22 protein-coding genes are annotated in these 23199 nt (G+C 71.7%); 14 read left to right on the top strand and 8 right to left on the bottom strand.

All coding sequences use genetic code 11. The features are described 5' to 3' along the window. Positions 1 to 25 precede the first annotated feature (25 nt). Positions 26 to 688: a response regulator transcription factor gene (locus H299_RS0113105; RefSeq protein WP_037758898.1), complete on the bottom strand. Its 663-nt coding sequence runs from the start codon at positions 686 to 688 to the stop codon at positions 26 to 28. Positions 689 to 1092: 404 nt separating this feature from the next. Here H299_RS0113105 and pdhA point away from each other — a divergent pair, with 404 nt between their 5' ends. From pdhA to H299_RS33895, 4 genes are all read left to right on the top strand, one after another. Beyond that, on the top strand, positions 1093 to 2304 hold the full coding sequence (gene pdhA / locus H299_RS0113110; protein ID WP_027748784.1) for a pyruvate dehydrogenase (acetyl-transferring) E1 component subunit alpha: 1212 nt from the start codon (positions 1093 to 1095) through the stop codon (positions 2302 to 2304). Between the two features lie 2 nt (positions 2305 to 2306). Next, entirely contained in the window at positions 2307 to 3287 is a 981-nt protein-coding gene (locus H299_RS0113115) for an alpha-ketoacid dehydrogenase subunit beta (protein ID WP_027748785.1), read from the top strand. Between the two features lie 21 nt (positions 3288 to 3308). Beyond that, positions 3309 to 4820, top strand: a complete 1512-nt coding sequence (locus H299_RS0113120; RefSeq protein ID WP_027748786.1) for a dihydrolipoamide acetyltransferase family protein — start codon at positions 3309 to 3311, stop codon at positions 4818 to 4820. A gap of 286 nt (positions 4821 to 5106) precedes the next feature. Continuing rightward, on the top strand, positions 5107 to 6576 hold the full coding sequence (locus H299_RS33895) for an MFS transporter (RefSeq protein ID WP_078512696.1): 1470 nt from the start codon (positions 5107 to 5109) through the stop codon (positions 6574 to 6576). Positions 6577 to 6641: 65 nt separating this feature from the next. Here H299_RS33895 and H299_RS33900 read toward each other — a convergent pair whose 3' ends face one another. Beyond that, complete coding sequence (locus H299_RS33900; RefSeq protein ID WP_037758900.1) at positions 6642 to 7550, bottom strand: LysR family transcriptional regulator; 909 nt, start codon at positions 7548 to 7550, stop codon at positions 6642 to 6644. Positions 7551 to 7677: 127 nt separating this feature from the next. On the opposite strand from H299_RS33900, the gene H299_RS0113135 reads away from it, so the two are divergent. Both H299_RS0113135 and H299_RS0113140 read left to right on the top strand, forming a co-directional pair. After that, a complete protein-coding gene (locus H299_RS0113135) occupies positions 7678 to 8355 on the top strand; it encodes a GntR family transcriptional regulator (protein WP_027748787.1) in 678 nt (225 codons plus the stop codon). Between the two features lie 65 nt (positions 8356 to 8420). Then, positions 8421 to 9659 (top strand): MFS transporter, encoded by a 1239-nt coding sequence (locus tag H299_RS0113140; protein WP_078512727.1) that lies wholly within the window; start codon positions 8421 to 8423, stop codon positions 9657 to 9659. Between the two features lie 33 nt (positions 9660 to 9692). On the opposite strand, the gene H299_RS0113145 is transcribed toward H299_RS0113140, so the two are convergent. Continuing rightward, positions 9693 to 10523 carry a maleylpyruvate isomerase family mycothiol-dependent enzyme gene (locus tag H299_RS0113145; protein WP_027748789.1) on the bottom strand — a complete coding sequence of 277 codons (831 nt, stop codon included), beginning with the start codon at positions 10521 to 10523 and terminating at the stop codon, positions 9693 to 9695. Positions 10524 to 10640: 117 nt separating this feature from the next. Between H299_RS0113145 and H299_RS0113150 the strand changes: the two genes are divergently transcribed. Continuing rightward, positions 10641 to 11465: a carbon-nitrogen family hydrolase gene (locus H299_RS0113150; protein ID WP_051262456.1), complete on the top strand. Its 825-nt coding sequence runs from the start codon at positions 10641 to 10643 to the stop codon at positions 11463 to 11465. Positions 11466 to 11481: 16 nt separating this feature from the next. On the opposite strand, the gene H299_RS0113155 is transcribed toward H299_RS0113150, so the two are convergent. Both H299_RS0113155 and H299_RS0113165 read right to left on the bottom strand, forming a co-directional pair. Further along, positions 11482 to 11985, bottom strand: a complete 504-nt coding sequence (locus H299_RS0113155) for an LURP-one-related family protein (protein WP_027748791.1) — start codon at positions 11983 to 11985, stop codon at positions 11482 to 11484. 483 nt (positions 11986 to 12468) lie between these two features. Further along, a complete protein-coding gene (locus tag H299_RS0113165) occupies positions 12469 to 13248 on the bottom strand; it encodes a transcriptional regulator (RefSeq protein WP_027748792.1) in 780 nt (259 codons plus the stop codon). A 335-nt stretch (positions 13249 to 13583) separates the two neighbouring features. Between H299_RS0113165 and H299_RS0113170 the strand changes: the two genes are divergently transcribed. From H299_RS0113170 to H299_RS0113190, 5 genes are all read left to right on the top strand, one after another. Then, positions 13584 to 14042 (top strand): hypothetical protein, encoded by a 459-nt coding sequence (locus tag H299_RS0113170; protein ID WP_027748793.1) that lies wholly within the window; start codon positions 13584 to 13586, stop codon positions 14040 to 14042. Between the two features lie 92 nt (positions 14043 to 14134). After that, positions 14135 to 14836, top strand: a complete 702-nt coding sequence (locus H299_RS0113175; protein ID WP_027748794.1) for a class I SAM-dependent methyltransferase — start codon at positions 14135 to 14137, stop codon at positions 14834 to 14836. Positions 14837 to 14902: 66 nt separating this feature from the next. Next, positions 14903 to 16834: an NHL domain-containing thioredoxin family protein gene (locus H299_RS0113180; RefSeq protein WP_051262420.1), complete on the top strand. Its 1932-nt coding sequence runs from the start codon at positions 14903 to 14905 to the stop codon at positions 16832 to 16834. A gap of 59 nt (positions 16835 to 16893) precedes the next feature. Next, positions 16894 to 17289: a DUF6247 family protein gene (locus tag H299_RS0113185; RefSeq protein WP_027748796.1), complete on the top strand. Its 396-nt coding sequence runs from the start codon at positions 16894 to 16896 to the stop codon at positions 17287 to 17289. Next, the gene (locus H299_RS0113190) at positions 17286 to 17576 is read left to right on the top strand and encodes a hypothetical protein (RefSeq protein ID WP_027748797.1); all 291 of its coding nucleotides are present in this window, start codon (positions 17286 to 17288) and stop codon (positions 17574 to 17576) included. Before H299_RS0113185 ends, H299_RS0113190 begins: the two co-directional genes overlap by 4 nt. A gap of 64 nt (positions 17577 to 17640) precedes the next feature. On the opposite strand, the gene H299_RS0113195 is transcribed toward H299_RS0113190, so the two are convergent. The 3 genes from H299_RS0113195 to H299_RS0113205 form a co-directional block, all read right to left on the bottom strand. Next, complete coding sequence (locus H299_RS0113195; protein ID WP_027748798.1) at positions 17641 to 17868, bottom strand: DUF6458 family protein; 228 nt, start codon at positions 17866 to 17868, stop codon at positions 17641 to 17643. Positions 17869 to 18052: 184 nt separating this feature from the next. After that, positions 18053 to 19387: a M18 family aminopeptidase gene (locus tag H299_RS0113200; protein ID WP_027748799.1), complete on the bottom strand. Its 1335-nt coding sequence runs from the start codon at positions 19385 to 19387 to the stop codon at positions 18053 to 18055. Between the two features lie 157 nt (positions 19388 to 19544). Further along, a complete protein-coding gene (locus H299_RS0113205; protein WP_027748800.1) occupies positions 19545 to 21377 on the bottom strand; it encodes an acyl-CoA dehydrogenase in 1833 nt (610 codons plus the stop codon). Positions 21378 to 21492: 115 nt separating this feature from the next. Between H299_RS0113205 and H299_RS0113210 the strand changes: the two genes are divergently transcribed. Continuing rightward, positions 21493 to 22011, top strand: a complete 519-nt coding sequence (locus tag H299_RS0113210; protein ID WP_027748801.1) for an SseB family protein — start codon at positions 21493 to 21495, stop codon at positions 22009 to 22011. A 221-nt stretch (positions 22012 to 22232) separates the two neighbouring features. Beyond that, complete coding sequence (locus H299_RS0113215; protein WP_027748802.1) at positions 22233 to 23192, top strand: pirin family protein; 960 nt, start codon at positions 22233 to 22235, stop codon at positions 23190 to 23192. Positions 23193 to 23199 lie beyond the last annotated feature (7 nt).

A 23199-nucleotide genomic window follows, 5' to 3' on the forward strand; every position in this document is an offset into this window, starting at 1 on the left:
CCGGGCCACCCCCCAGGGGGCAGGGTCAGCGCTCGTCCTCGGCCTGCACGCGCGCCACGTACGCCGCCGCCTGCGAGCGCCGGGCCATGCCCAGCTTCGCGAGCAGGCTGGACACGTAGTTCTTGATCGTCTTCTCCGCCAGGTGCAGCCGCTCGCCGATCGCCCTGTTGGTCAGCCCCTCCCCGATCAGGTCGAGGATTCTGCGTTCCTGGTCGGTGAGCCGGGCCAGCGGGTCGTCCTGCCTCGGCTGCGCGCCCTGCCGCAGCCGCTCCAGCACGCGCTGGGTCGCGTCCGGGTCCAGCAGCGACTTGCCGGCCGCCACGTCCCGTACGGCGGTGAGCAGCTCGGTGCCCCGGATCGCCTTCAGGACGTAGCCGGAGGCGCCCGCCATGATCGAGTCGAAGAGGGCCTCGTCGTCGGCGAAGGAGGTGAGCATCAGGCACCGGACCTCCTCGGACCGGGACCGGATCTCGCGGCACACCTCGACGCCGCTGCCGTCCGGCAGGCGTACGTCCAGCACCGCGACGTCGGGGCGTACGGCCGGGATGCGGGCCAGCGCTTCGGCGGCGGTGCCCGCCTCGCCGACCACCTCGATGTCCGGCTCCATGGCGAGCATGTCGTGCACACCTCGCCGGACCACCTCGTGGTCGTCGAGCAGGAATACCCTGATTTTTCCGTTTCCGTGCACGTTTTCAGTTTCCCATACCGGTCTGGGCCGTGCCGCTCGTGGCTGCTCGCGCCCGGCTGTGCCTGGCCGTGCCCGGTTGCGCCCGCGCGTGCCTGTCCACAGCTCTTCCCGTTCTCCCCGCGCCCGAGATAACGTGCGAGTGTCCCGTGGGCTTGCGAGGCTGTGACCAGCGATGTTCGAGACCTTCGTGGTTTTGCTTGGATTTCCAAGCAAAATCGCAGGTCAGGGCCCCTTCGCGGAGTCGCGGAGGGCTGGGTAACTTGTCCTTAGCGGGCCCCGACGGAGACACCTTGTCACCGCTCGGTTCCGTCCGCGCCGCACCCGACCCCGTGCGCCGTTCGGTACCGGGCGAGCCGCACTGGCCACCCGGAGACCCCGGGGGCCGGAAAGACGGAGGAGCACACGTGACCGTGGAAGGCACTGCCGCGCGCAGCAGCGCGACGCGCCGCACCAGCGGCACCGGGAAGCGCGCGAGCGCGGCCAGGAAGAAGAAGACGGCCGCGAGCGCCAGGGCGCAGGGCGAGCCCGAGCTGGTCCAGCTGCTCACCCCGGAGGGCGAGCGGGTCGAGCACCCGGAGTACGCCTACGACCCGACACCCGAAGAGCTGCGCGGGCTGTACCGCGACATGGTGCTCACCCGGCGTTTCGACGCCGAGGCGACCGCCCTCCAGCGGCAGGGCGAGCTGGGCCTGTGGGCCTCGCTGCTGGGCCAGGAGGCGGCCCAGATCGGCTCCGCCAGGGCGCTGCACGCCGACGACTACGTCTTTCCCACCTACCGGGAGCACGGCGTCGCCTGGTGCCGAGGGGTGGACCCGACCAACCTGCTGGGCATGTTCCGCGGTGTGAACAACGGCGGCTGGGACCCGAACAGCAACAACTTCCACCTGTACACGATCGTCATCGGCGCCCAGACGCTGCACGCGACGGGCTACGCCATGGGCGTGGCCAAGGACGGCGCGGACTCGGCCGTGATCGCGTACTTCGGCGACGGCGCCAGCAGCCAGGGCGACGTGGCCGAGGCCTTCACCTTCTCGGCCGTCTACAACGCACCGGTCGTCTTCTTCTGCCAGAACAACCAGTGGGCCATCTCCGAGCCCGCCGAGCGCCAGTCGCGGGTGCCGCTCTTCCAGCGCGCCGCGGGCTACGGCTTCCCGGGCGTCCGGGTGGACGGCAACGACGTGCTGGCCTGTCTGGCGGTGACCAAGGCCGCCGTGGAGCGGGCCCGGTCCGGCCAGGGGCCGATGCTGGTGGAGGCGTACACGTACCGCATGGGCGCGCACACCACCTCCGACGACCCGACGAAGTACCGGCGGGACGAGGAGCGCGAGGCGTGGGAGGCCAAGGACCCGATCCTGCGCCTGCGCAGGCTGCTGGAGCGCGAGAAGCAGGCGGACGAAACGTTCCTGACCGGCGTCGACGAGGAGAGCGACGCGCTCGCCAAGCGGGTGCGCGAGGCCGTACGGGCCATGCCGGACCCGGACACCATGGCGATCTTCGAGAACGTCTACGCGGACGGGCACGCGCTGGTCGACGAGGAGCGCGCGCAGTTCGCCGAGTACCTGGCGTCCTTCGCCACCGAGCCCGCCGACGGCAGTGCCGCGCAGGAGGTCAAGTGACCATGGCAGCCACCAAGATGCCGATCGCGAAGGCGCTCAACGAGTCGCTGCGCAAGGCGATGGAGGACGACCCCAAGGTCCTGATCATGGGAGAGGACGTCGGCAAGCTCGGCGGCGTCTTCCGGATCACGGACGGGCTCCAGAAGGACTTCGGCGAGGAGCGGGTCATCGACACGCCGCTGGCCGAGTCCGGCATCGTCGGTACGGCGATCGGCCTGGCCCTGCGCGGCTACCGGCCGGTCGTGGAGATCCAGTTCGACGGCTTCGTCTTCCCCGCCTACGACCAGATCGTCACCCAGCTCGCCAAGATGCACGCCCGCTCGCTGGGCAAGGTACGGGTGCCCGTCGTGATCCGCATCCCGTACGCGGGCGGCATCGGGGCGGTCGAGCACCACAGCGAGTCGCCGGAGGCGCTGTTCGCGCACGTCGCGGGGCTCAAGTGCGTCTCGCCGTCGAACTCCTCGGACGCCTACTGGATGATGCAGCAGGCCATCGAGTGCGACGACCCGGTGATCTTCTTCGAGCCCAAGCGGCGCTACTGGGACAAGAGCGAGGTGGACACCTCCGCCCTGCCCGACCCGCTGCACCGCGCCCGGGTCACGCGTACGGGCACCGATCTGACGCTGGCCGCCTACGGGCCGATGGTCAAGACGTGCCTGGAGGCCGCGGCGGCGGCCGCGGAGGAGGGCAAGTCCGTCGAGGTGCTGGACCTGCGCTCGATGTCCCCGGTCGACTTCGACGGCATCCAGCAGTCGGTCGAGAAGACGGGCAGGCTGGTGGTGGTGCACGAGGCGCCGGTGTTCCTGGGCACGGGCTCGGAGATCGCCGCCCGCATCACGGAGCGCTGCTTCTACCACCTGGAGGCGCCGGTGCTGCGGGTCGGCGGCTTCCACTCGCCGTATCCGCCGGCCCGGCTGGAGGACGAGTACCTGCCGGGGCTGGACCGGGTGCTCGACGCCGTCGACCGCGCGCTGGCGTACTGAGGATCGAGGAGAGTCGTGACAATGGCGAGTACGACGAGTACTTCGACCCGTATCCGTGAGTTCAAGATGCCCGACGTGGGCGAGGGGCTGACGGAGGCGGAGATCCTGTCGTGGTCCGTGCGGCCCGGTGACACGGTGTCGGACGGGCAGGTCGTGTGCGAGGTGGAGACGGCGAAGGCGGCCGTGGAGCTGCCCATCCCGTTCGACGGCGTGGTGCACGAGCTGCGCTTCGGCGAGGGCACGACGGTCGACGTCGGCACGGTGATCATCACGGTGGACACCGATCCCTCGGCGGGGCCGGTGGACGGCGGCGCTGCCGCGCCGGACACGGCCGAGGCCGGCGGGGCCGGTGGCGGCGCGGAGCAGGCGGACGCCGACGAGGAGGGCGGCGGTGAGCGCAAGCCGGTGCTGGTCGGCTACGGCGTGTCCACCAGCTCCACCAAGCGCCGTCCCCGCAAGCCGCAACCGGGCACCTCGGTGCCCGGGCAGGCCGGGCAGGCGCAGGCGGCGCTCCAGGGCGAGCTGAACGGCCACGCGGCCTCGAACGGCGGGGCGTCCGCGGCCTCGGCCGCAGCCCCGAACGGCGCGGCGGCCGGGACGGCGGACCGCCCGCTGGCCAAGCCGCCGGTGCGCAAGCTGGCCAAGGACCTGGGCATCGACCTGGCCACCCTCACCCCGACCGGCCCGGGCGGGGTCATCACCAGGGACGACGTGCACGCGGCGGCGTCCGGCGGAGCCGCCGCCCCCGCTCCGGCCGCCGCCCCCGACGCCGCGCCCGCCCCGGCGGGCGGTGCTGCCACGGCCGCCGCGCCCGTACCCGTCCTGGACGCGTCGCGCGAGATCCGCATCCCGGTCAAGGGGGTGCGCAAGGCGACCGCCGCCGCGATGGTGAGCAGCGCGTTCACCGCGCCGCACGTCACCGAGTTCGTGACGGTCGACGTCACCCGCACGATGAAGCTCGTCCAGGAGCTGAAGGAGGACCGGGACATGGCCGGGCTGCGGGTGAATCCGCTGCTGCTGGTCGCCCGCGCCTTCCTCGTTGCCATCCGGCGCAATCCGGAGGTCAACGCGGCCTGGGACGAGGCGAACCAGGAGATCGTCCAGAAGGGCTATGTCAATCTGGGCATCGCCGCGGCCACCCCGAGGGGGCTGATCGTCCCGAACATCAAGGACGCGGGCGCCCGTACGCTCCCCGAGCTGGCCACGGCACTCGGTGAGCTGGTCGCCACCGCGCGGGAGGGGAAGACCACCCCGGCGGACATGCAGGGCGGCACGGTGACCCTCACCAACGTCGGCGTCTTCGGCGTCGACACGGGCACCCCGATCCTCAACCCGGGCGAGTCCGCGATCCTGGCCTTCGGGCAGGTCAGGGAGCAGCCCTGGGTGCACAAGGGCAAGGTCAGGCCGAGGAAGGTCACCACGCTGGCGCTCTCCTTCGACCACCGGCTCGTCGACGGCGCGCTGGGGTCGAAGGTGCTGGCGGACGTGGCCGCCGTACTGGAGCAGCCCAAGCGGCTCATCACCTGGACCTGAGTCCTGAGCCCTGAGCACACCCGGTGCACCGAACGGCCGCGGCCCCCGCCCTCTCCCGGGCGGGGGCCGCAGCCGTTCCGCCGCCGCCCCGCTCCCAGAGATCTGTGAGAGCAAAAAGCTATACCGGAAGCCAGAAATTGGTCTTGGACAGTTTTCCGGCCCCCGTGTGAGCCTGGACGAGTCGATTCCCCAGGCCTTGTCCCTCGATATTCGCTGACGGCTGCCCGCGCCTTCTTCTGCGCCGTCCGCGCGAATTGAGCGGAATTTCGCACGGAAAGGTTCCACCGTGAGTTCTGCGCGCCGCAGATTCCTGCTTCTCCTGCTGTGTGTCACCCAGTTCATCGCCATTCTCGACTTCTCCATCACCACCGTCCCGCTGCCCGAGATCCAACGGGACCTGGGCTTCAGCTCGGGCGGTCTGCAGTGGGTGGTGAACGCCTACGGGGTGGCGATCGCCGGGTTCCTCCTGCTGGGCGGCCGGGCGGCGGACATCTTCGGCAGGCGCCGCCTCTTCGTCCTGGGCATGGTCCTCTTCACGCTCGCGTCCCTGGTCGGCGGATTCGCCGAGAGCCCGGCCGTCCTGGTCATCACCAGGGCCCTCCAGGGCCTGGGCGCCGCGCTGTTCTCCCCGGCCGCGTTCTCGCTGCTGACCACCGCCACGCCGCCCGGCAGGGAGCGGAACCGCGCCCTGGGGGTGTGGGCGGCGGTCGCCGCGAGCGGCCTGGCCGCGGGCGTCATCCTCGGCGGGGTCATCACCGACCTGCTGGGCTGGCGCTGGGTCCTGTGGTTCAACGTCCCCATCGGGCTGCTCGTCGTGCTCCTCGCCCGGACGCTGCCCGAGGGCAGGCCCGCGGCCGGCGAGCCGCGCCCCCGGCTGGACCTGGCCGGCGCGGTGCTGGTCGCCTGCGGCCTGGTCACCCTCGTCTACGCCTTCGCGAACAGCGAGCACGCGGGGCTGGGCGACCCGGTCACGCTCGCACTGGTGGCGGTCGCGCTGGTGCTGCTGGGCGTGTTCGCCTGGGTCGAGACCCGCACGCAGGACCCGCTGATGCCCGTCCGGCTCTTCCGGCGGCGCACCGTGGGCGGCGCGAATCTCGTCTCCCTGCTGGCCAACACGGGTCTCGGCCCGGCGTTCATCCTCATCGCGCTCCACATGCAGGAGGTGCTGGGCTTCTCCGCCATCCGGACCGGCCTGGGCCTGCTGCCGATGGGCGGCGCCTTCCTGGTCTTCAGCGCCTGGGTGGGCCCCTCGCTGGTCGCCCGGCTCGGCACCAAGCCGGTGGTGCTCCTGGGGATGGCGGTGTTCGCCTCCGGGCTCGCGCTGCTCGGGTTCTCGCTCTCCGAGAACGGTTCGTGGGCGGCCTCCGTCCTGCCCGGCGCGCTGCTCGCCGGGATCGGCTACGGGATCGCCTTCCCGGCGTGGACCGTCGCCGGGATCGAGGAGGTGGACGAGGAGTACCACGGCCTGGCGGGCGGCATGCTGACCACCACGCAGGAGGTCGGCTCGGCGGTGGGCCTCGCGGTGGGTGTCGCGGTGGCCGCCGGGGCGGTCTCCTCCGGCCACTCGATGGCCGACGGGTACGGCAGGGCCGTCCTGGTGGCGGCCGCACTGGTGACCGCCGGGCTCGTACTGGCCGCCGCGGTGCTGCCCGGACGGCGCGGCGGCGGTGGGGCGTCGGGGCCGTCCGCGGCGGCGGCGTCGGCGCCCGAGCCGGACGCCGCCGACCCCGGCCCGGCCGCCGTGCGGACCGGCTGACGGGCGCGGCCGGCCGGGTGGCCGCCGGGTGGCCGCCGGGGTGGACCGCACCGGCGGGCGGCCACTCAGGTACTACGGGGCGGCCCCAGCGACCGCACCACCTGCTCCGCGACGGCCACGAAGTGCTGCACGAGCGGCGCGCGCCCGTTGCGCCGCCAGGCGAGGGCGAGCGTGGACCGCGGCGCGTCCGTGATGTCGACGAACACCAGGTCGGGCCGGTTGTAGAAGCGGCGGGCGCTCTCGGTGGTGATGCTCACGCCGCGCCCCGCGGCGACCGACTGGAGTTCGCTCTCGAACGTGCCGGCCTCGGCGCCCACCGGCGCCGGGGCCCCGTTCCGTCGGTCGTTGAGCAGCCAGAAGTCCCGCCACGCCCCGTGCACGGGGGAGGCGATGAGCGGCTCCCCGAGCAGTTCGTCGACGGTCAGGCTCGGGGCGCCCGCCAGCCGGTGGCCGGTGGGCATGGCGGCGACCAGCCGCTCCCGCGCCAGGACCAGGTGGTCGAGTGCGACGGTGCCGTCGTGCGGCAGGCGGATGAACGCGAGGTCGGTGGTCCCGGCCGCCAGGCCCGCGGAGACGTCCGTGAAATCGAATTCACGGACGTCCACCTCGACGCCGGGAAAGCGCCGCTGGAAATCACTGAGGATGAGCGGGGTGAAATCGAGTCCGGCGCCGACGAGGAATCCGACGATGAGTTTCCCGGATTTCCCCTCGGCCGCGCGCCTGGCTTTTCCCAGCGCGTCGTCGAAGGCGTCCACCGCCGTGCGCGCGTCGGTCAGGAAATCCGCTCCGGCCGCGCTCAGGACGACCCCGTGCGGGCGCCGGATCAGCAGCCGCAAGCCCAGTTCCCGCTCCAGCAGCTGGATCTGCCGGGAGAGCGAGGGCTGGGCGACCCGCAGCCGGCCGGCCGCCCTGGTGAAACTGCCCTCCTCGGCGACCGCGATGAAGTACCGGAACTGCCGCAGGCCGACCGTCATGGTCCACGATCCTACGGGGCCGAAGGCGGCGGGCGCGGCGGCGCCGGGGCGGGCTACGTGCCCGGGGCCGCGTCCGCATGCTGGGACCGGCTTCCGTGCGCATCCCTGTTGTATCTAAGGTGTGCGCATGCCTGCCGCCCCCGCCGCCGCGCCCACCACCACCGCGCCCGCCGCCACCGCCGCGGAGCGGGTGTACGCGTACGTCAAGCAGGCCGTGCTCGACCGCCGGTACGAGGGCGGGATGCTGCTCACCGAGGGCGAGCTGGCCGAGGCCGTCGGCGTCTCCCGTACGCCGGTGCGCGAGGCGCTGCTGCGGCTGGAGGCCGAGGGGCTGCTCAAGCTCTACCCGAAGAAGGGCGCCCTGGTGCTGCCCGTCTCGGCGCAGGAGATCCGGGACGTGGTGGAGACCAGGCTGCTGGTCGAGGAGCACGCCGTGCGCAAGGTGGCCTCGGCCACCCCCGCCGGGCTGGTCGAGCGCCTGGCGGAGCTGCTGGAGCGGCACCAGGCGGAGGCCGCGGCCGGTGAGCTGGCGGCGGCGGCCGTCAGCGACCGCTGCTTCCACGCGGAGATCGTCCGCGGCACGGGCAACGCCATCCTCGTCCGGCTCTACGACCAGCTGCGCGACCGCCAGCTGCGGATGGGCGTCGCCGTGATGCACGCCCACCCCGACCGCGTCGCGCAGAACGTACCGGAGCACGCCGAGATCCTCGCGGCGATCCGGGCGGGCGAGGAGGAGGCGGCGGCCGAGGCCGTGCGGCGGCACGTCGGCCGGGTGCGGCACCTCATCCACGGTGACGTGCGGTGAGCGGCGCGCCCGAATCCCCAGCCGCTCCCGCCCCCTCCCCGCTCGGCGGCCCGCGCGCGGTCGCCATGTGGAGCATCGGCGTCACCGTCTACTTCGTCGCGATCACCTTCCGCACCAGCCTGGGCGTCGCCGGCATCGACGCCGCCGAGCGCTTCGACGTCAACGCCTCCGCCCTCTCCACCTTCTCCCTCCTCCAACTGCTCGTCTACGCGGGGATGCAGATCCCCGTGGGCCTGCTGGTGGACCGCTGGGGCACCAAGCGGGTCCTGACCCTGGGCATCGTCCTCTTCACCCTCGGCCAGTTCGGCTTCGCGCTGTCCGAGACGTACTCCATGGCGCTGGGCTGCCGCGCCCTGCTCGGCTGCGGCGACGCGATGACGTTCATCAGCGTCCTGCGGCTGGGCACCCGCTGGTTCCCCGCTCGGCGCGGGCCGCTGGTCGCCCAGCTCGCCGGGCTGGTCGGCATGGCGGGCAACCTCGTCACCACGCTGGTGCTCGCCCGGGTGCTGCACGCCTTCGGCTGGACCCCCACGTTCGCGGGCAGCGCGGCGGGCGGGGCGCTCGTCCTGGTGCTGGTGCTGCTCTTCCTCAAGGACCACCCCGAGGGCCACGAGCCGCAGCCCGTCGCGCACCTGGGGCGGGAGTACGTACGCCGGCAGATAGCGGACGCCTGGCGCGAGCCGGGCACCCGGCTGGGCCTGTGGGTGCACTTCACCACGCAGTTCCCGGCGATGGTCTTCCTGCTGCTGTGGGGCATGCCGTTCCTGGTGGACGCGCAGGGGTTCAGCCGGGGCGAGGCAGGTGAGCTGCTCACCCTGATCGTCGTCGCGAACATGGCGATCGGCCTGGTCTACGGCCAGCTGATCGCCCGTCGGCACGCGGCCCGTACGCCGCTGGTGCTGGGCACCGTCGCCGCCACGGCGACGGTGTGGGCCGCCGTCCTGGCCTGGCCCGGCCACGCTCCGGGGTGGCTGCTGACCGTGCTGTGCGTGGTGCTCGGCGCGTGCGGCCCGGCATCCATGATCGGCTTCGACTTCGCCCGCCCCGCGAACCCGCCGGAGCGCCAGGGCACGGCCTCGGGCATCGTCAACATGGGCGGCTTCACCGCCTCCATGACGACGCTGCTGGCGGTCGGCGTCCTGCTGGACGTCACGGGCGACAGCTACCGGATCGCCTTCTCCACGGTCTTCCTGCTGGAGGCGCTCGGCCTCAGCCAGATCCTCCGGCTGCGCCGCCGCGCCCAGCGCCGCGAGAGCGAACGCGTGGTCGCCAGCCGCGTCGAGGCCGTGCACGTGCCGGTCTGAGGCGGGTCTGCGGCCGGTTTGCGGCCGTTCCCGTCAGGGCGTGACCGCGAACGCGTCCAGGATCGCCTTCGCCAAGTCCGCGTCGCCCTCCGCCTTGACGTCCGCCGCGACCGCGTCCGCCCGGACCCGCCCGCACGCCAGGCGCACGTACGTCTCCCAGCTCAGCGACAGCGTGACCGCCGGGCCCAGCGACGGGCTGCCGCTGACCGTGCCCCGGCCCTCCTTGTCGACCCGCACCGTCCGCATGAACTCCACGGGCCCGCTCACGTCGATGACGACCGCCGAGTCAGCAGGCGCCCCGGCCCGCTTCGCGACGACCATCGGCAGCCCCTCGATCAGCACGTCACGGGCGATGTACGCGGCGGCCGAGTCCAGGTTGCCCGGCCTGCGCAGCGCCCGCCGGATGTCCTGCTCGTGCACCCAGACGTCGAACGCCCGCAGCATCAGCTGGCGCTCCAGGGTCACCGGCGGCAGTCCCGGCAGGACGTGGCGCACCTCGGCGTCCGGCTTCCGCTTCTCGTTCCGCAGCTGCCGCGAGCGCCGGATGATCGTGTACTCCAGCTCGGAGGTCATCTCCGGCCCGGTGTGGTGCCGCCGCACGTCGACCTGCACTTCCATGTGGCGGCTGGTCTCGTCCACCACGTGGTAGATGTCACGGGGAAGGCTGTGGATGGGGCGGGGATCGCCGAGCAACTCGCACTCGATCCCGATGACATGCGAGACGACGTCCCGGACCGACCATCCGGGGCAGTTCGTCGCGCGGTTCCACTCGCCCTCGGTGAGCGGTTTCACCAGCTCGGATATCGCCTCGATGGACTGCGTCCAGGCATCGGCGTATGGCTGAAGGCTTGGATGGTCGGACACGGGACCCCTCGGCGGTACGGTCGTGCGCGGGCTGGGTGCTCTCAAGTTACGCTGCGCGTGGGTGCCTCGGCAGCGCTTTCGTAGGACGATGCTATGCCCTTCTGGCCCCTCGACTGCATGGACGGTGGTACGGTGCGCGCTTCTTCGGCCCCTTCGACTCTCGACGTTGCTCTCGTGCAGATGCGTGTGGACGAGGACGAGGCGGTCGACTCCCGCCGTTCCCGTGCCGCCGCGCTCGTACGCGCCCAGGCAGGCGCGGACTTGGTCGTGCTGCCGGAACTGTGGACGGTCGGCGCCTTCGCCTTCGGTTCCTTCGCGGACGCGGCCGAGCCCGCCACCCCCGACGGGCCCACGGCCGCCGCGATGTCGGCGGCGGCCCGCGACGCACAGGTCTGGCTGCACGCCGGGTCCGTGGTCGAACGCGCCCCCGGCGGCGCCCTCTACAACACCTCGCTGGTCTTCTCGCCCGAGGGTGAACTCGCGGCCGTCTACCGCAAGATCCACCGCTTCGGCTTCGACCGCGGCGAGGCCGCGCTCATGTCGGCCGGCACGGAACCGGTCACGGTGCCCACCCCGGCGGGCGTGTTCGGCCTGGCGACCTGCTACGACCTGCGCTTCCCCGAGCTGTTCCGCGCCCTGGTCGACGGGGGCGCGCAGGCCCTGGTGGTCCCGGCGGGCTGGCCCGCCGCGCGCGCCGCGCACTGGTCGCTGTTCGCGCGGGCGCGCGCCGTGGAGAACCAGTGCTTCGTCCTCGCCTGCGGCACCGCCGGTACGCACGCGGACGTGCCGCAGGCCGGACGCAGCGCGGTGATCGACCCGTGGGGCGGCACGGTCGCGGAGGCGCCCGACGCGACGGAGCAGGTGGTGGGCGCGGTGCTCGACCTGGGCGAGGTGGCCTCCGTACGGGAGTCCTTCCCGGTGCTCAAGGACCGCGTGCTCTGAGGCGTCGGTCCGCGGGCTACTCCTCGTCGCCGTCCCCCTCGGCCCGCTCCACCAGCCGGTCCACGCACACGGCGACGGCGATCAGTACCACCGGGTCCGAGTCGTCCCGCTCGACCTGCACCGCGTAGGTGTCCCGCACCCGGAACCACTTGCGCGAGATCCGGGCCAGCCGCTCGCCCTCGTACTCGATGTCGTACTCCTTGCCGACCAGGTCGCCGCGGATCTCCAGCTCCTCGCCCGTCGCCAGCTCGGCCCGGTAGACGGTGCGCATCGGGGTGAACCGCTTCTCCCGCACGGTCACCATCACCTCGCCGTCCCGCTCGACGCGCATGGTGTCGCGCAGACTGACGGCCTTTTTGCGGATGACCGCCAGGACGTTCCCGTCCCGGTCCTTCAGCTCGAACGTCTCGCGCAGCCGCAGCGCCTTGCCGTCGATGAGGAAGGCGCGCTCGCCGTTCTCGTCCTCGACCCAGAAGTCGTCCCCGATCCCGAACACGCGTTCCCGTACCAGATATCTCATGCCCCACGCCTTCCCCCGGACCGGCCGGTTCTCACCGCGCCACCGGTCCGTCCGGGGGACGAGGCGGGTGTGCCACCCCGGCCGTATGACCAAGCGAGTGCGCGTACGGGCTCCTGAGCTGCAAGGTCGCTCCTGGCTCGACACCGGGGGCCGGGAGCTGTCCCTCGCCGCCCTGCGGGGGCGCATCGTGGTGCTCGACTTCTGAGTCTCTACAGATGGAACAGAGCAAAACGTCATTCCGTCACTTCGTCACTGGGGCTGTCGGAGAGTCGGCGCGAAGTTGCGCTGTGGTCACCATCCCGACCCCGGCCCCAGCTCGGAACACACTCGCTGGGTGCGACGCCATTTGCCGGGGCCCATCATCGCCCTGACCAGCGGATATCGACCGCCGCAGGCGCGAGAGCGACAGAGTTGACGCCCTGCAAAGCCCGCCGAAGGCCCCACTCCGTGGGGTCTTCGGCCCATCAGGTGCCCCGTCGGATGTCACTCCGGCAGCTGGCTGTACCTCTTCAGCGTCGCCTTGCTGGTGGACCGGTCCACCAGCCGCAGTTCCCAGGGGCCGGTATTCACGTCGAAGTCCTTGCCGAAGCCGACCCACTTCCCGGCCATACGCCGCCCGGTCGGCTCGACCAGGAGTTGGATGGCCCCGTGGTAGCGGGCCCCGTTGTAGTAGCCGTCTGCGGCAGTCTGCTCGACCCACGTACCCGTGACCACGTTGCGATCAACGGTCAGATCCAGCGTGAGTGGGCTGTCCGGGTTGCTGCTCGCCCCAGGCAGACTCTGAACGGTCAGCCGGTTCCCATGCTGGACGATCACTACGTAGTGCCTACCCTCGTACGAGTCGCCCCGGCTCGAAGAGAAGAACTCGTAGCAGCTGAGCCACACGCCCGAAAACGTCTCCTCACCCGTCTGCGCGGTGGGCTGCGCGCCTACAGAGGCAGACGCGACACCGGTTGTGCCGGTCTCCATGTCATGCCCTCCCTTCCCGTCTGCGTGGACTCGTGCCATCGGCAACGGCAGGGCGAACCCCAGTGCCTCGACCGGACGCCCAGTGACCCGTTCTAAGGCCCTGGCGTACACGCCCCGAGGCGTCTTGCTCGTGCCGGACTCCCAGCGCTGCACCAGCCGCTTGGAAGCCTCGTTCGGCTCCCCCAGTTCCGCACCTGCCCGGCGGAGCGCCTTGGCAAAGTCGTCCTGGCTTAAGCGCAGGCCGATACGCACGGCCCGCAGCACATCGTTCGGCACCACGGCGGTCGTCGTCATGACGGCAAAGCTAGACCGAACAGCCATGCAATGACACCGGTTTGACGCCCTGGAGCGCGTCATTACACCCCACTGAGTGACGCCCAGGCGACACCCGAAGCGTCGTCGTTCCGCCCGACCGGCGGCGGGAACATCGCTTCACCAACCGGACCCGGCAAGCGGAAGACCAACGATGACCATGACCGTGCGGGTGTCTCGCGACTCCGGCCAGACGTTCGGCTCTGAGGTGATCTACCCCAGCAGCAGCGCCGAGAAGCCGTTGACCCCCATGGCCTCCGCCGCCTGGCCCCCTGCAAGTGCCCCCGATGTTCCTCACAGACCAGGAAGGCACAGACGTGACGATCACCGACACGACGAAGACCGTGCACGACCTCATCACCCCGGAGCTGAGGGCCGACCTCATCACCATGGTCCGCGAGGACTTCTGGCCGGAGATGACCGACGACCAAGGCCAGCGCGGCGTCAACCAGGTGGCGGCCTTCCTCGCCGTCGCTGCGAACACCACGGAGAGGGCCACGCCCAGCCTTCGCGTGGACCTCTTCTGGCACGCACTCGTGCTCCACACCAAGGACTACGCCAGGGTCTGCGACGCGCTCGGTGGCGGATTCATCCACCACGTCCCCGACCGCAACAACGGCCACAACCCGGCCGAGGCCCGGGCCGCGATGCGTCGGACGGCCGAGATGATCCGATCGGCCGGCTTCGACGTGGACCCGGAGTTCTGGCCGGTCAACGGCGCAGCCGACTGCACCCAGAGCTACGCGGGCTGCTCCGACAGCCCTGTCGCCAAGTAGCTCCGACTCAGGCGGAGCGACTGACCCACGAGAGCTTCAGCCGCCCGGTATCGTGCCGGGCGGCTGTCGCCGTGAACGAGAACGGACAGGTAGTGACTGACGCTCGCAGCACCGCATGGGACACCTACTCGCAGAGCAAGCCCCAGCGGCGGAAGACCAACGCCAAGGGCGAGACCACATGGTTCAACTGGACCCAGTACCCGGACCACGGCCCCCGGGTCGACGTGCTCAAGCTCAACTCGGGAGACAGCGCACTCGACCTCGGGTGCGGGTCCGGAGGAAACGCTGCTCACCTCGCAATGCTCGGCATGAAGTCCATCGGGATCGACCTCTCCGCCAAGCAGCTCGACAAGGCACGCGAGCGCTGGCCGGGCGTGGACGAGATGGAACTCCACCAGGCCGACGCGCTCACCTACCTCGAGGACACGTTCACGATCTTCGATGCGGTCTACAGCGTCTTCGGCGCTGCCTGGTTCACCGACCCCGGTCTACTGCTGCCTATGGTTCACGCGAACCTCAAGCCAGGTGGCGTCTTCGCCTTCTCCCAGCGGCCCCCGGTTGAAGGGTGCTACGGCTGCCAAGCGTCATACATCCCGCGCGGGCCCGAAGAAGACCCCGCTGTCGTCAAGCGGTGGGACTACGAACCCGATGTGTGGGCGCTGATTCTCAAGGAACACGGCTTCGTGGACGTATCAGCGTCCGTGCTTGCCCCACCCCCCGGTAGTCGGCGCACAGGAACCCTGTTCGTCCGGGGCGTCCAAGGGAGCTGGTCCGTGGTGGAGCGGATCCCGTAGCTGCGCAGGGCAACGGCGTCGTACGTCCGTGATCCGGTGTTCATGGGCCAATGGCAAGCTTGAAACATGAACGATGCTGTCCCGGCGCCCACCCCCGCGCCCCGCCGTGCCCGTGTCCGTGCCCCCGAGTTGATCGGCAAGGGCGGCTGGCTGAACACCGGCGGGAAGACTCTGACGCTCGCGGACCTACGAGGTAAGTGTGTTGTCGTAGACTTCTGGACCTTCTGCTGCGTCAACTGCCTGCACGTGCTGGACGAGCTGCGGGAGCTGGAGGAGGCGCACCGCGACAGCCTGGTGATCGTCGGGGTGCACTCGCCGAAGTTCGCGCACGAGGCCGAGCCGCAGGCCGTAGTGGACGCCGTCGAGCGCTACGGGGTGCACCACCCCGTACTGGACGATCCCGAGCTGGCGACCTGGAAGCAGTACGCGGTGCGCGCCTGGCCGACGCTCGTCGTGATCGACCCGGAGGGCTACGTCGTCGCGCAGCACGCGGGCGAGGGCCACGCGCACGCCATCGAGGCCCTGGTGGGCGAACTGACCGCCGAGCACGCCGCGCGCGGCACGCTGCGGCGCGGCGCGGGCCCGTACGTGCCGCCCGAGCCCGCCCCCGGTGACCTGCGCTTCCCCGGCAAGGCGCTGCGGCTGCCCGGCAGTGGGCACCTGCTGGTCTCGGACACCACGCGGCACCAGCTGGTGGAGCTGGCGGCCGACGGCGAGACCGTCCTGCGGCGGATCGGCGACGGCACGCGCGGGCTGGCCGACGGGCCGCCGGAGCGCGCCCGGTTCAGCGAGCCCCAGGGCCTCGCGCTGCTGCCCGACGGCACGGTGATGGTCGCCGACACCGTCAACCACGCGTTGCGTGCCCTCGACCCCGCCGACGGCACCGTCCGCACGCTCGCCGGGACAGGCGGCCAGTGGTGGCGGGGCGCGCCGACCAGCGGCCCGGCGCGCGAGGTGGCGCTCTCCTCCCCGTGGGACGTGGCCTGGTTCGCGGACCGGATGTGGATCGCGATGGCGGGCGTGCACCAGCTGTGGGCGTACGACCCGGCCGAGGGCACCGTCGCGGTCACGGCGGGCACCACCAACGAGGGGCTGGTGGACGGGCCCGCTGCCGAGGCGTGGTTCGCGCAGCCCTCCGGGCTGGCGGTGGGCGGGGACGGCGCGGGCGGCGAGCGGCTGTGGATCGCCGACTCGGAGACCTCGGCACTGCGCTGGATCGACGCCGACGACCCGGCGGCGACGGTCCGTACGGCGGTGGGCACCGGCCTCTTCGACTTCGGGCACCGCGACGGCCCCGCCGCGACGGCCCTCTTCCAGCACCCGCTGGGCGTCACCGCGCTGCCCGACGGCTCGGTCGCCGTCGCCGACACCTACAACCACGCGCTGCGCCGCTACGCCCCCGCGACCGGCGAGGTGACCACGCTCGCCACCGACCTGCGTGAGCCCTCGGACGCGGTGCTCGCGGAGGGCGGCCACGGCGGGCGGCCCGACCTCGTGGTGGTCGAGTCGGGACGGCACCGGCTGACCCGGCTGCGGCTGCCCGAGGAGGCCGTACGGGTCGGGCCGGTGGCGCACCGTACGCAGCGGGCCGCGACGGAGGTCGCGCCGGGGCGGCTGCGCCTGGACGTGGTCTTCCAGGCCCCGGCCGGGCAGAAGCTGGACACCCGCTACGGGCCCTCCACCCGGCTGCGGGTGAGCGCCACCCCGCCGGAACTCCTCGCGCACGGCGCGGGCGACGGCACCGACCTGTCCCGCGAGCTGACCCTGGCCGGCGGGGTGCTGCCGGACGGCTCGGAGTCGGACGGCTCGGAGCCGTCCGGCCCGCTGGAGGGCGTCCTGCACGTCTCCGCTTCGGCGGCCTCCTGCGACGACGACCCGGCGAACCCGTACCCGGCCTGCCACATGCACCAGCAGGACTGGGGCGTCCCGATCCGCCTCACCCCCTCCGGCGCCACCCGCCTCCCCCTGGTCCTGGCCGGAATGGACGAGGAGGCGTAGGCGGCGGCCCGTATGGTGGAGGTGGCAACGGGTCCGCCGAATCCTTCTTGGAGACGTCGATGAGCATGCAGCCTGAGGCATCGGGCAATTCTCCCGGGTACCAGCAGTCCCATCGGATCGCCCAGCCTGCCGGCACTCCCGAGGAACTGCGGGCCGCCCTGGTGATGCTGGCGCCTGACGCGCTGCCGACCTTCGACGCGGAGCGTGCCACGGCGTTGGAGCAGTCCCGGGAGCAGGTGAGCGCTGCACCGCTGCGCCGCTTCGTCGGCCAATGGGCGGTGTACATCGCCGTCGAGCGCCATCCGCAACGCGCCGCACGCTTGCGCGCGCTCGAAGCCCGTGCGGCGGAGACCGACGATCTCGTGGAGGCGAGGTCCCTCGCGTCCGAGATCGGCGGCATCCTCGACTCCGCCTGCGCCGAGGCAGGGATCGAGCAGGGGCGGGGCGAGTTGTGAGCGATCAGGAAGTGTGGCGCTGGGAGTACGACCCGGACGCCGGACACGTCGTGGCTGGGCTTCCTGAGTACCTTGTGACGGAGGTCGAGCGCCTCGCGGGGGAGATGGTGGCGCTCGCAGAGGTCGGGGTCGATGTGACAGAGCTGGGCACAGGCCCCCGTCGAGGTGTGCCGGGCGGCGTGCGTCGGATTCCGCTGCTTGCCGACGGCTGGTTCTACGCCCTGCCGCTTCCTCGCCTGCGCCTCATCGCGGTCACCCGAGTCGTCCCTCCGTTCACCGACCTCTGAACCGCCGACCGGCCCTTCCAGCCCTTCCTGCCCCGCCGTGCGGCGGACACGTCGTGCCGTCGCCTCACTCCCAGGTGTGGCGGTTGGACTCCTCGATGACCGGGGCGGCCGGGCTCGGGGGCTGCATGCGGCGGCGCTTGAAGATGCTGACGTAGGCGGAGAGGCCGAGCAGGCCGACCGCCATCAGGATCAGTCCGGCCACGTCCAGATTGACGCCCTGGACGTCGAGGTCGACGGCCAGGCTGAGGATCGCGCCGAGCGCGAGCATTCCGATGCAGATGATGATGCCCATGGACTCTGCCTCCGTTCGGCTGTTTCCGGGGCGTGTGCTTCCGGGGCGTGTGTTTCCGGGGCGTGCGTGCACCGGGTACCCCGCCGGGCGGAGGTCAACCGGCCGCGCGGTGGGCGGACTTGACCGCGCCGCGCGGCCGGTGCTGCGGCCGGGCCCGCGCCCCGTCGCGCGCCCCGTCCGCGCCTCAGTCCGTCAGGAAGGCGGTCAGGGCGCTCGTCAGCAGGCCGGGGTCGTCGGCGCCGCACAGCTCCCGTGCCGAGTGCATCGAGAGGATGGCGATGCCGATGTCGACCGTGGTGATGCCGTGCCGGGCCGCCGTGATGGGGCCGATGGTGGTGCCGCAGGGGATGGCGTTGTTGGAGACGAAGTGCTGCCACGGCACCCCGGCCCGCTCGCAGGCCGCCGCGAAGATCGCCCGGCCCGAACCGTCGGTGGCGTACCGCTGGTTGACGTTGACCTTGAGGATCGGGCCGCGGTTGGGCATCGGGTGGTGGCCCGGGTCGTGGCGCTCGGCGTAGTTGGGGTGCACGGCGTGGCCGGTGTCGGAGGAGAGGCAGACGGTGCCCGCGTACGCGCGCGCCCGCTCCTCGTAGCCGCCGCCGCGTACGAAGACGGAGCGCTCCAGCACGCTGCCCAGCAGCGGACCGTCCGCGCCCGTGTCGGACTGGCTGCCGTTCTCCTCGTGGTCGAACGCGGCCAGTACGGGGATGTGGCGCAGGCGCGTGGCACCGGCGGCACCGGAGTCCCCGCCCCGCCCGGCCGCCGCCACCAGCGCCGCCACCCCGGCGTGCACGGAGACGAGGTTGTCCAGCCGGGGCCCGGCCAGCAGTTCGCGGTCGCGGCCGAGCAGGGCGGGCGGCTCGACGCTGTGCAGCATCAGGTCCCAGCCGGTGACGTCCTCGGCGGTGAGCCCGTCCTCGGCCGCGAGCCCGCTCTCCTCGACGAGGAAGCGGATCAGGTCGCCCTCGCCCGGCTCGCCGAGCCCCCACAGCGGCGTCATGTGGCGCTGGCGGTCCAGCTTCAGCCCGTCGTTGACCTGCCGGTCCAGGTGGACGGCGAGCTGCGGTACGCGCAGCAGCGGGCGGTCCACGCTGACCAGCCGGGACGTGCCGTCACGCAGCGAGAGCCGCCCGGCCAGGCCGAGGTCCCGGTCCAGCCAGGTGTTCAGCAGCGTCCCGCCGTAGATCTCCACGGCGACCTGCCGCCAGCCGCTCGCGCCGGTGTCGGGGAGGGGCTTGACGCGCAGGTTGGGGGAGTCGGTGTGCGCGCCCACGATGCGGTACGGGGTGGTGGGCCCGGCCCCCTCGGGCACGTACCAGGCCACCAGCGCACCGCCGCGCAGCAGGTACCGGCCGCCCGCCGCCGCGTCCCAGGCGGCGTTCTCCTCGACCCGCTGGAACCCGGCCTTCTCCAGGAGCCGCGCGGCGCTGTCCACCGCGTGGTAGGGGGTGGGCGAGTGGGAGAGGAAGGACATCAGGTCGTCGGTGTGTCCGCCGAGGGGGCGGCTGGCGTCGCTCATCGCTCCAGCATACGAACGCGTGCGCCGGGGGCGGGCGGGCGACCGCCGTACGCGGGACGCCGTACGGGGGCCGCGCGCCGCGCCCGTCCCGCCGGTGCCCGGACGCGCGCGTGCCCCGCTCCCTCCGACGACGGGGAGCGGGGCACGCGCGGGCCGGTCAGAACGCCGACTCGTCCAGCTCCATCACCGAGAGGTCGACCGCCTCGGCCAGGCCGCGCTGCATGGCGACGCCCGGCAGGACGTTCGCCGCGAAGAACTTCGCAGCCGCGATCTTGCCCTCGTAGAAGGGCCTGTCCTTCGCCGAGGCGCCCGCCAGCTTGCCCGCGGCGACGGCCGCGCCGCGCAGCAGCAGGTAGCCGATGACGACGTCGCCGGAGGCCATCAGGAAGCGGGTGGTGTTCAGCCCGACCTTGTAGATGGACTTGACGTCCTTCTCGGTGGCCGCGAGGTCGGTCAGCATCGCGCCGACGATCGCCTCCAGGTCGGCCGCGGAGCGGGCCAGCTGCTCGCGCCCGGCGGCCAGCTCCTCGCCGCCCGCCGCCTCGGCGAGGAACTTCTTGATCTCCTCGGAGAGCGCACTGAGCGCCTGGCCCTGGTCGCGGACGACCTTGCGGAAGAAGAAGTCCTGCCCCTGGATGGCGGTGGTGCCCTCGTAGAGCGTGTCGATCTTGGAGTCCCGGATGTACTGCTCGATCGGGTACTCCTGGAGGTAGCCGGAGCCGCCCAGGGTCTGGAGCGACTGCGCCAGCTGCTCGTAGGACTTCTCCGAGCCGTAGCCCTTCACGATGGGCAGCAGCAGGTCGTTGAGGCGCTGCTCGGCCGAACTGTCCTCGCCCGCGTGCTCCTTGAGGAGGATCTCGTCCTGCACGCTGGCGGTGTAGAGGACCAGCGAGCGCATGCCCTCGGCGTACGCCTTCTGGGTGAGCAGCGCGCGTCGTACGTCCGGGTGATGGGTGATGGAGACGCGCGGGGCGGTCTTGTCGGTGAACTGCGCGAGGTCGGCGCCCTGCACGCGCTCCTTGGCGTACTCCAGCGCGCTGAGGTAGCCGGTGGAGAGGGTGGCGATGGCCTTCGTGCCGACCATCATCCGGGCGAACTCGATGATCTTGAACATCTGGCGGATGCCGTCGTGCTTCTCGCCCAGCAGCCAGCCGCGCGCGGGCTCGTCGGCGTTCGCGCCGAAGGTCATCTCGCAGGTGTTGGAGACCTTGAGGCCCATCTTGTGCTCGACGTTCGTGGCGTAGACGCCGTTGCGTCCGCCCAGCTCGCCGGTCTCCCAGTCGAAGTCGTACTTCGGCACGATGAAGAGGCTGAGGCCCTTGGTGCCCGGCCCGTGGCCTTCGGGGCGGGCCAGCACGAAGTGGATGATGTTGTCCGAGAGGTCGTGCTCGCCGGAGGTGATGAAGCGCTTGACGCCCTCGATGTGCCAGGAGCCGTCGTCCTGCTGGACGGCCTTGCTGCGGCCCGCGCCGACGTCGGAGCCGGCGTCCGGCTCGGTGAGCACCATCGTGGAGCCCCACTGCTTGTCCGCCATCAGCTTGGCGATCTTGTGCTGCTCCTCGGTGCCCTCCTCGTGCAGCACCCCGGCGAACGCGGGTCCGGAGGCGTACATCCACACGGCCGGGTTGGCGCCGAGGATGGTCTCCGCGAAGCCCCACAGCAGCGAGCGCGGCGCGGGGGTGCCGCCGATCTCCTCCGGGACGCCCAGCCGCCACCACTCGGCGTCCATGTACGCCTGGTAGCTCTTGCGGAACGCCGCCGGGAGGGGGGCGGTGTGGGTCTCGGGGTCGAAGACGGGCGGGTTGCGGTCGCCCTCCTCGAAGGACGCGGCCAGCTCGTTCTCCGCGAGCCGGGCGATCTCCGCCAGGACGCTGCGCGCGGTCTCGACGTCCATTTCCGCGAACGGTCCGGTGCCGTACACGCGCTCGCGCCCGAGGACCTCGAAGAGGTTGAACTCGATGTCGCGGAGATTCGACTTGTAGTGCCCCATGGCGACGGCTCCGTTGTGACTCGTTCGTACCGGCAAGTATTCAATCATGATGCTACCCGTCGGTAATAAGAAGCAACCCCTCAACGCCCATGTGTGACTCGTTACTCTTGTCCGCATGTACGGCTACGACCAGAGCGCGCCCCAGGGGCACGGCCACCCGCACGCCGGGCAGCCGCACACCGGGCAGCAGTACGCGCACCAGCAGTACGCCGGTCAGCCGCAGCCGCAGCAGCCGCCGCCTCCGTACGGGCAGCAGCCGCTCTACCCCGAGCCGTCGCCGCCGTCCCTCGCGGAGGCCGTGCGCGGCTTCACCACCGGCACGATGGGTGGGGAGGACTTCCAAGGGATCTTCTCCGGCTCGCGCGTGTACTGCCCGCGCGGTGACACCCCGGGCTTCCTCGCGCTGCACAACACCCAGCAGCCGGTCATCCCGATGTTCACCTCGCTCAAGGAGCTGCGGCGGTACGCGGGCAAGGAGTCCAAGTACTTCGTGATCACCGGCGCCGAGGTGCTGGACCTGCTGCCCTCCGGGTACGGCTTCGTGCTGGACATGGAGGGGGACCACCGGGTCGTGTTCGACGCGAAGGCGGTCGAGGAGATGGTCGACTTCGCGATGCGCCGCATGTACGGCTGACGCGGCCACCGCCGCCTCCGCCCCCACGACAGCCGCCGCCACCGCCACCGCGGTGCCGTGTGCTGTGATCACCCTCACGTCCGCCCGCCTCCCGGGCCGGGTGCCGCCCGGCTGTGTGCTGGTGCCGTTCGCGGTCCCTCGTACGCGCGTCCGGGCAGGTCAGGGCTTCGTGGCATTCCGTTCAATGTTGAACTAGTCTGGGTGTCGAAGAGGAGGTCCACATGCCTGCGATCACCGTGGAGAACCCGCTCACGCTTCCCCGTGTGGCGGAGCCGGGGCCCGAGAACGCCGTGCCGCGCCCGGTGCTCGGCGTGAGCACCGCACCGTCGGGCTTCGAGGGAGAAGGCTTCCCCGTCCGCCGGGCCCTCGCGGGCATCGACTACCGGCACCTCGACCCGTTCATCATGATGGACCAGATGGGTGAGGTGGACTACGCGCCGGGCGAGCCCAAGGGCACCCCCTGGCACCCGCACCGCGGCTTCGAGACCGTCACCTACCTGATCGACGGCGCCTTCGTCCACCAGGACTCCGAAGGCGGCGGCGGCGTCCTGGGCGACGGCGACACCCAGTGGATGACCGCCGGGTCGGGCCTGCTGCACATCGAGGCCCCGCCGGAGGAACTGGTCGTCAGCGGCGGCCTCTTCCACGGCGTCCAGCTGTGGGTCAACCTCCCGGCCAAGGACAAGATGACCGCCCCGCGCTACCAGGACATCGGCGGCGGCCGGGTCCGGCTGCTCAGCACCCCGGACGGCGGCGCGCTGCTGCGCCTGATCGCCGGCGACCTGGACGGCCACCAGGGGCCGGGCGCCACCCACACCCCGATGACGATGGTGCACGCCACGCTCTCGCCGGGCGCGCAGATCACCCTGCCGTGGCGCCGGGACTTCAACGCGCTGGCCTACGTCCTCTCCGGCCGGGGCACCGCAGGTACGGACCAGCGGCCCGTGACGCTGGGTCAGACCGCCGTATTCGGGGCGGGGGACGCGCTCACGCTGCGAGCGGATGTCTCACAGGACTCGCGTACGCCCGCGCTCGATGTCATGCTTCTGGGCGGCCGTCCGATTCGGGAACCAATGGCGCACCACGGTCCGTTCGTCATGAACAGTCATGCCGAGCTGGTCCAGGCGTTTGAGGACTTCCAGGCCGGGCGGCTCGGGCGCGTACCCGCGACCAGGGCCTAGCGCGGCG

It is taken from the genome of Streptomyces sp. CNH287 (genome assembly GCF_000424825.1).

Coding starts and splice junctions, on each gene's coding strand:
- H299_RS0113155 (WP_027748791.1), bottom strand. CDS start 11,985: ATGAGATATCTGGTACGGGAACGCGTGTTCGGGATCGGGGACGACTTC.
- H299_RS0113205 (WP_027748800.1), bottom strand. CDS start 21,377: ATGGGGCACTACAAGTCGAATCTCCGCGACATCGAGTTCAACCTCTTC.
- H299_RS0113165 (WP_027748792.1), bottom strand. CDS start 13,248: ATGACGACGACCGCCGTGGTGCCGAACGATGTGCTGCGGGCCGTGCGT.
- H299_RS0113195 (WP_027748798.1), bottom strand. CDS start 17,868: ATGGGCATCATCATCTGCATCGGAATGCTCGCGCTCGGCGCGATCCTC.
- H299_RS0113135 (WP_027748787.1), top strand. CDS start 7,678: ATGCCTGCCGCCCCCGCCGCCGCGCCCACCACCACCGCGCCCGCCGCC.
- H299_RS0113140 (WP_078512727.1), top strand. CDS start 8,421: ATGTGGAGCATCGGCGTCACCGTCTACTTCGTCGCGATCACCTTCCGC.
- H299_RS0113215 (WP_027748802.1), top strand. CDS start 22,233: ATGCCTGCGATCACCGTGGAGAACCCGCTCACGCTTCCCCGTGTGGCG.
- H299_RS0113150 (WP_051262456.1), top strand. CDS start 10,641: ATGGACGGTGGTACGGTGCGCGCTTCTTCGGCCCCTTCGACTCTCGAC.
- H299_RS0113185 (WP_027748796.1), top strand. CDS start 16,894: ATGAGCATGCAGCCTGAGGCATCGGGCAATTCTCCCGGGTACCAGCAG.
- H299_RS0113120 (WP_027748786.1), top strand. CDS start 3,309: ATGGCGAGTACGACGAGTACTTCGACCCGTATCCGTGAGTTCAAGATG.
- H299_RS0113200 (WP_027748799.1), bottom strand. CDS start 19,387: ATGAGCGACGCCAGCCGCCCCCTCGGCGGACACACCGACGACCTGATG.
- H299_RS0113180 (WP_051262420.1), top strand. CDS start 14,903: ATGAACGATGCTGTCCCGGCGCCCACCCCCGCGCCCCGCCGTGCCCGT.
- H299_RS33900 (WP_037758900.1), bottom strand. CDS start 7,550: ATGACGGTCGGCCTGCGGCAGTTCCGGTACTTCATCGCGGTCGCCGAG.
- H299_RS0113115 (WP_027748785.1), top strand. CDS start 2,307: ATGGCAGCCACCAAGATGCCGATCGCGAAGGCGCTCAACGAGTCGCTG.
- H299_RS0113210 (WP_027748801.1), top strand. CDS start 21,493: ATGTACGGCTACGACCAGAGCGCGCCCCAGGGGCACGGCCACCCGCAC.